Origin of the sequence: Micromonospora sp. NPDC005174 (assembly GCF_040608495.1) — a bacterium.
Lineage (GTDB): Bacteria > Actinomycetota > Actinomycetes > Mycobacteriales > Micromonosporaceae > Micromonospora.
The window spans coordinates 136,810-143,157 of the sequence record NZ_JBEXIJ010000013.1; the positions used below are offsets into that span (position 1 = coordinate 136,810).

The window sequence follows — 6,348 nt, forward strand, 5'->3', positions numbered from 1 at the left end:
ATCTCGTACGACGGTTCGAGTCATGTGGTGTCGCAGGTGTCCGGGGACGGCACGGTGTTCAGTGCTTTCACGGACAAGGGTGCGACGCATGCGGCGCTGCCTGATGGTGGTGTAGCGGCCATCTCGTACGCCGGTGATGGCAGTACGTGGTCGTTCGACGATGGCTCGCGGGTGTCGTACGACGGTTCGAGTCATGTGGTGTCGCAGGTGTCGGCGGATGGCACGGTGTTCAGTGCGTTCACCGACAAGGGTCCGACGCATGCGGCGCTGCCTGATGGTGGTGTAGCGGCCATCTCGTACGCCGGTGATGGCAGTACGTGGTCGTTCGACGATGGCTCGAAGGTGTCGTACGACGGTTCGAGTCATGTGACGTCGCAGGTATCCGGGGATGGCACCGTCTTCAGCGGCTTTGATGCTCAGAGCCGTCCGACGCATGCGGCGTTGCCTGATGGTGGTGCGGCGTCGATCGGCTATGGCCCGAAGGGCAGTGTCTGGTCGTTCGATGACGGTTCGAAGGTGTCGTACGACGGTTCGAGTCATGTCATCTCGCAGGTGTCGGCTGACGGCACGGTGTTCAATGCGTTCACCGATGTCGGTCCGACGCATGCGGCGCTGCCGAACGGTGGCGCTGCGTCGATCAGCTATGCCGCGAACGGCGGCAGCGTCTGGTCGTACACCGACGGTTCGCGGGTGTCGTACGACGGCTCTAATCATGTGACGTCGCAGGTAGCGGCTGACGGCACGGTGTTGAGTGCTTTCACTGATCAGGGTCCGACGCATGCGGTGTTGCCCAATGGTGGTGGAGTCGCGGCGATCGCGTATGCCGGTGACGGCAGTACGTGGTCGTTCGATGACGGCTCGCGGGTGTCGTACGACGGTTCGGATCATGTGGTGTCGCAGGTGGCGGCTGACGGCACGGTGTTGAGTGCTTTCACTGATCAGGGTCCGACGCATGCGGTGTTGCCGAACGGTGGTGGTGCGGCGTCGATCAGTTATGGCGCGAAAGGCGGCAGCGTCTGGTCGTTCGATGACGGTTCGCGGGTGTCGTACGACGGCTCTAATCATGTGACGTCGCAGGTAGCGGCTGACGGCACGGTGCTCAGTGCTTTCACTGATCAGGGTCCGACGCATGCGGTGTTGCCCAATGGTGGTGGAGTCGCGGCGATCGCGTATGCCGGTGACGGCAGTACGTGGTCGTTCGATGACGGCTCGCGGGTATCGTACGACGGTTCGGATCATGTCGTGTCGCAGGTCGCGGCTGACGGCACGGTGTTGAGTGCATTCACTCATCAGGGTCCGACGCATGCGGTGTTGCCGAACGGTGGTGGTGCGGCGTCGATCAGTTATGGCGCGAAAGGCGGCAGCGTCTGGTCGTATGACGATGGTTCGAAGGTGTTGTACGACGGTTCGGATCATGTGGTGTCGCAGGTCGCGGCTGACGGCACGGTGCTCAGTGACTTCACCGATCAGGGTCCGACCCATGCGGTGTTGCCCAATGGTGCTACCGCGTCGATCAGCTATGGTGCCAAGGGCGGCAGTACGTGGTCGCACGACGATGGTTCGAAGGTGTCGTACGACGGTTCTAATCGTGTGGCGTCGCAGGTGGCGGCGGATGGCACGGTGTTGAGTGCTTTCACCGACAAGGGTCCGACGCATGCGGTGTTGCCCAATGGTGGCACGGCGGCGATCAGTTATGGCCCCAAGGGCGGCAGCGTCTGGTCGTACGCCGATGGCTCGAAGGTCTCGTACGACGGCTCCAATCGTGTGACGTCGCAGGTAGCGGCTGATGGCACGGTGTTCAGTGCCTTCACCGACAAGGGCCCGACCCATGCGGCGCTGCCGAATGGTGGTGCGGCGACGATCAGTTACGGTGCCAAGGGCGGCAGCGTCTGGTCATATGCCGACGGCTCGAAGGTGTCGTACAACAGTTCCGGTCACGTCACCTCGCAGGTGTCGGCCGACGGCACCGCGTTCAGCAGGTTCGACAGTCAGGGCCGTCCGACGCACGCCACCATGCCCGGCCCTGGTGACGTGACGGTCAGTTACACCTCCAACGGTGCCAGCACCTGGTCGTACGCCGACGGAACCCGGGTGCAGCGGAACGCCGACGGCGCGATAACCCGCGAGACCACGTCCGACGGCACCGTGTTCGACCGGTTCGACTCGGACGGGCGGCCCGTCCACGGCAGGGTGCCGGGAGCGGACGGTCAACCCCCGCAGACGGTCACCATCGCCTACAAGCCGAACGGCGAGTCCACCTGGACGTACCACGATCCCGGCGGCGGCACGACGATGACGCTGACCCGGAGTGCCTCCGGCCAGCCGCTCACCATGGTCCAGGACGGCTGGACGTTCCGGAGCTTCGACGGTGACGGCCGGCCCACGGCGGGTAACGGGCCGGACGGTTCCGTCGCCATCAAGTACGGAGCGAACGGCACCAGCACCTGGACGTTCACCGACGCACACAATGGCCGCACTGTCATCGAGCGGAACGCGGGTGGCCAGCCGATCACGATGATCTCGGACGGCTGGACGTACACCAAGTTCGATGGAGAAGGCCGCCCGCTTGTCGGCCACAAGCCGGGCGAGAACGGAGGTGCCGGGGAAACAGTCACCATCAGCTACGGCCATGACGATTCCAGTGTCTGGAAGTACGGTGACGGCACGGTCATCACGAGGGCCGGGAACGGCCGGGTGACCAGCCTGGTGGCCGATGGGTGGACGTACACCAAATTTGACGACCAGGGGCGGCCCACCTACGGCACCAAGGACGGCAAACACATCTCCATCTCGTACCAGGGTGACTGGACGGTGACGAGATACCCGGACGGCACGACGATCGGAACGGACTCCCACGGTCGTCCGATCTATCAAATCAACCCGGACGGTAGCCGGTTCGAATTCCGCGTGGAGATCCCGAAGCTGCTCCAGGCGAAGAACGTCGTAGCGGCCCAGGCCGGTCTCCTGGACGGGCACTTGGCGAACCTGAAGACGCAGGCCGAAGCGATCTTCGACGCCTGGCAAAGCCCCGCCGGACGACAGTACGAGGCGGTGGTCGGACGGATCACCGCGGTCAGCAACGACGTGCAGAGCATCCTCCACGACTCGGTCGTCGCGCTCGGGAAAGCCTACGACCAGTACGTGGCCGCCGAGGGCGGCAATCTCAAGAACCTGACCCCGGTCAACTTCAATTCGGACGGGTCAGCGACACCTCGATAAACCCGGAAGGGTGGACAAAATGCAAAGAGTTCAAGTAACTCCTCAGATGGTGACCGACGCGGCCGCCAGCTGCGATTCCACGAACTCCGAGATCGACGCGGAACTCGCCTCGCTCAGGTCTTTCGTGGTCAATCTTCAGGCGCAGTGGCACGGTGTTGCCTCTGACCAGTTCAACGCACTGATGACCGACTTCGACATCTACGGCAAGATGTTGCACAACGCCCTGGCAGACATCGCCACTGGCCTCCGCGGAAATGCCGTCAACTACGTCGACACGGAAATTTCCAACATCAACAGCCTGGTCGCCGTCAACGGCGACATCCCCGGTGCCCGGCTCTGACTCGACAGCTCTGACTCAACAGCAAGGAGTACGTCATGGGTGACCCCACGAGCAGCAGCCTCTGGGTGCCGTTGGAGTTGGAAACCGCCGGTGGGCAACTCAACGGCCGAGCCAACGAGATCGTCGGTCAGCTCGAAGCGCTGAAGAGCAAGCTCCTCCCGCTTGCGGATACGTGGCAGGGCGATGCCAAGGAGAACTACGAGGGTCTTCAGAACGAGTGGAACCTCGCCGCGGATGGACTCTTCGGGCCGGACGGAGTTCTCGGGTTGATCGCATCAGCGTTGAACCTGAGCTGGAACAACTACTCGGAGTGCGAGTGGACGAACCTCAGGACCTGGCGGCCGCAGGGCTGAGCGGAAGCGGCGGGGGCGGTGTCGGGAGATCCGCACCGCCCCCGCCGTTGCGTGATTGGCCTCAGTCCGGGTCCGGGGCCCAGGAGGCGCGGTCGGCGCCCGCGTACATCTGACCGGCGTCGTTGAGCTTGCCGATGAACGTACCGACCAGATGGATCGCCGTTCCGCAGCCCTGGAGCAACTGGTTCTGGGCATGCACGAGCTTGGCGGTCTCCTCTGGATTGGAGTCCTTCGCGTCTGCGTAGGTGCCTTCCGGATACGAGAAAATGTTGGTGTTGGTGAAGTCACTCGAACTATCCATGTTGTTCTCGTGGTAGTGCGGAATCAGGGCCTCCGGATTCTCGGCGAAGAAGATCCATGACTCCTGGCTGACCACCTCGTCGCGAAAAGCCTCGAACTGGGCGATTTGATTCTGGGCCTCGTGCAGAAGCGTCTGCTCCGCGGAATGGACAGTGTCCAGGTGGACCGTGAACGAGCCCATCATCGGTTGCCCCGGTTCGAGCGGGACCTTCTTGTCGTCGACCAGGATGCCGTTGTCGTTGGTCGGACGACCGTACGAATCCTTGAAGCCGCCGGCGCCGTCCGCCTGGACATCGGGTGGCTTCGGCGCGGCGCTCGCCGGGTCGGTGTAGTTGCCGTTGTCGCCGTTTATCGTCTTGGCGTCTGGCCAGGTCTGGGTCAGATCAACGACGTTCGAACCTTCGTTGGGCATACCCGACTCTTACGGGCGCACGACGAAACGGGCAACGTCCTCGTTGAGGTGACCCGTTGTTCCCGAACGGGGCCGTGCGGCCGATCCGCCCAGCTCCTTAGTTTGGGATCCAGTACCCGGAAACCGAGGAGCAACCGTGACGGTCCCCTTCCCGTCGGACGCCCCAACGTCGTACGAAGACGCTGCCAAGGCGATCTACGTGAGGCCGAGCGTGATGCACTACACCGCACACGTGTCGATGAAGGCCGAGATCGAAGCGATCGTCGAGTGCTGGAACGTGATCGCCGATACGTGGAAGGGCCTGCAACTCAGCTGGGTCGGGGAGTCGGCCGCCGCGGCGAACGCTTTCAACGAGAGGCTCGACAAGGTGCAGGCTGAGCTGTTCGGCGAACCCGAGGGCGACGGCAGCACCGGCAAGCCCGGCATCTTCGGTCTGGTCCGGGGCGTTGCGCTCCAGGCGGCCAGCAACTACGACAACGCCGAGCACAGCGTCTTCCATGTGTTCGACGCGCTGAGCGAGGGGCTGGGAGCGACCGGCCAAGCAGACGGTAAGCGGCCGGAGAATTCCACCTACAACCCCATCCAGATCACTTACGGCGACGTCTGATCCGATATCCGTGACCTATCCCGACATCCCCCCGAGTCACGCTGACCCCGCGAAGCTGCGTGCTCTCGCCCAGAAGTGGGACGAGCAGGCCGGCCGCTTGGACAGCTACGGCAGTCTCGTGCGGTCCAGCGCCGACGGGATGCTGTGGGAGGGGCAGGCCCACAACGCCATGCGTCTGGCCGCCGACAAGGTGGTCGAGCAGGTCGGCAAGGCGGCCCAGGGGGCCCGCGAGTTCGCGAACCAGCTCCGCGAGTTCGCCGGCAAGTTGGAGGAGTTCCTCCGGAAGCAAAAAGTCGAAGCCATCATGCAGGCCCTCCTCGGCGTGTTCGGGGTCATCCTGCTCGTGGTCTCGTTCGTCCTCGGCCCTATTCTCGCTGCGGTCGCCGACATCCTCATCGGAATGACGAGCCTCACCGGCTTGGCCCGAACGATCGCCACCCTCGTGCTCGACATCGCCCTGGGCGTCCTGACGTACGGAGGGCTGCAGCTCGGCTTCGACATGGCCGCCGGGGGTATCGCCCACGCCGCCGTGCCGGGAAGCGGACGTTTCAAGCCGGACGCCGCCCGGGAAGGCATCAGCGTCGGTCTGGCCGGCCTCATGGGTGGTCTCGGCTCCATCCGTGCCCTGCCGGGCCTTGGCCGCGGTACGCCCAAGGGCGGTGCGGGCAACGTCGTCGACGTGCCCGTCACGCCCTCGACCTCCAAAGGTGTCGGAAACGTCGGTGAGATCGGCGGCACCGTCAGACCGGGTGGCAACTCACCCCTGTCGGCGACGCCGCACCTGGACGCCGCTGCCGGTGGGCCCAGGACGGGAACGCAGCGGGCAGCCGGTCCTCTGGAGGGGACCCCCAATCACGGACCGCTGTCCAGTGCCCGGATCACCGCAGGTGCGGAGCATCAGTTCGACGCGTCGGGTGGAGCGCTGGGTGGGCGGGGCAATGCGGCGTTCGAGAGAGTCGCCGGGACCACGGCCGAGGGCGGCGTGCCGGGGACTCCGCGCGCGCTGAGCGGAGACGGCCCGGCGAGCGTTGTCCGCAGGCCCTCGATCGGAGACCAGCTGGGGACTCCGCGGGCCTCCCTGGACGGCCCGTCGGCGGTCGGGCCGTCCGTTCCCCGG

Annotated in this window: 5 protein-coding genes and 1 pseudogene; 5 read left to right on the forward strand and 1 reads right to left on the reverse strand. The window is 64.7% G+C overall.

Annotated features, from left to right (window positions below; translation table 11 throughout):
- The first annotated feature begins 27 nt into the window (after positions 1-27).
- From ABZU91_RS16920 to ABZU91_RS16930, 3 genes are read left to right on the forward strand one after another with little or no spacing between them, the layout of a single operon-like run.
- The gene (locus tag ABZU91_RS16920; protein ID WP_355240650.1) at positions 28-3,219 is read left to right on the forward strand and encodes a hypothetical protein; all 3,192 of its coding nucleotides are present in this window, start codon (positions 28-30) and stop codon (positions 3,217-3,219) included.
- 19 nt (positions 3,220-3,238) lie between these two features.
- Positions 3,239-3,559, forward strand: coding sequence for a WXG100 family type VII secretion target (locus ABZU91_RS16925; protein WP_355240711.1), 321 nt, complete (start codon positions 3,239-3,241; stop codon positions 3,557-3,559).
- 35 nt (positions 3,560-3,594) lie between these two features.
- Entirely contained in the window at positions 3,595-3,912 is a 318-nt protein-coding gene (locus tag ABZU91_RS16930) for a WXG100 family type VII secretion target (protein WP_355240653.1), read from the forward strand.
- A 61-nt stretch (positions 3,913-3,973) separates the two neighbouring features.
- On the opposite strand, the gene ABZU91_RS16935 is transcribed toward ABZU91_RS16930, so the two are convergent.
- Positions 3,974-4,624 (reverse strand): hypothetical protein, encoded by a 651-nt coding sequence (locus ABZU91_RS16935; RefSeq protein ID WP_355240656.1) that lies wholly within the window; start codon positions 4,622-4,624, stop codon positions 3,974-3,976.
- Positions 4,625-4,760: 136 nt separating this feature from the next.
- On the opposite strand from ABZU91_RS16935, the gene ABZU91_RS16940 reads away from it, so the two are divergent.
- Together ABZU91_RS16940 and ABZU91_RS16945 are read left to right on the forward strand one after the other, a co-directional pair.
- Positions 4,761-5,231: a hypothetical protein gene (locus tag ABZU91_RS16940; protein WP_355240659.1), complete on the forward strand. Its 471-nt coding sequence runs from the start codon at positions 4,761-4,763 to the stop codon at positions 5,229-5,231.
- Between the two features lie 10 nt (positions 5,232-5,241).
- Positions 5,242-6,348: pseudogene (locus ABZU91_RS16945) on the forward strand (hypothetical protein); the annotation flags it as partial.

Excerpts from the sequence above, each read along its gene's own strand:
- ABZU91_RS16925 (WP_355240711.1), top strand. The coding sequence starts at position 3,239 with ATGCAAAGAGTTCAAGTAACTCCTCAGATGGTGACCGACGCGGCCGCC.
- ABZU91_RS16930 (WP_355240653.1), top strand. The coding sequence starts at position 3,595 with ATGGGTGACCCCACGAGCAGCAGCCTCTGGGTGCCGTTGGAGTTGGAA.
- ABZU91_RS16935 (WP_355240656.1), bottom strand. The coding sequence starts at position 4,624 with ATGCCCAACGAAGGTTCGAACGTCGTTGATCTGACCCAGACCTGGCCA.